The 263-nt window shown below is 81.7% G+C and carries 1 protein-coding gene; it reads left to right on the top strand.

Annotation, left to right across the window (positions count from 1 at the left end):
- On the top strand, positions 1-263 hold a 263-nt coding region (locus G3I53_RS04900; protein ID WP_164438049.1), incomplete at both ends, for a hypothetical protein.

The following is a 263-nucleotide window of genomic DNA, read 5'->3' as shown; positions in this document are numbered from 1 at the left end:
CTGCGCTCCGCCGCCGCCCGGGACGACGAACCCGAACTCGCCCGCCGCGCAGGGACGTTGCTCACCCCCCGACTGGTGCGGGCCCGCCCCGGCACCGCCCTCGCCCTCCCCGCCGGCGACACCTACGCCCTGACCGGCTTCCCGGCCGCGCCACGGGCCGACGCCGTCCCGGCCCCCGCGCCCGGCCCCGGGCAGGTGCTCGTCGAGGTGCGGGCCCTCGCCCTCGGGGACGACGCCGTGCCCGCCACGAGCGCCGGCGTGAT

The organism is Streptomyces sp. SID14436 (genome assembly GCF_010548465.1).
In the GTDB taxonomy this organism is placed as follows: domain Bacteria; phylum Actinomycetota; class Actinomycetes; order Streptomycetales; family Streptomycetaceae; genus Streptomyces.
This window is presented reverse-complemented; position numbering and strand designations above follow the sequence as displayed.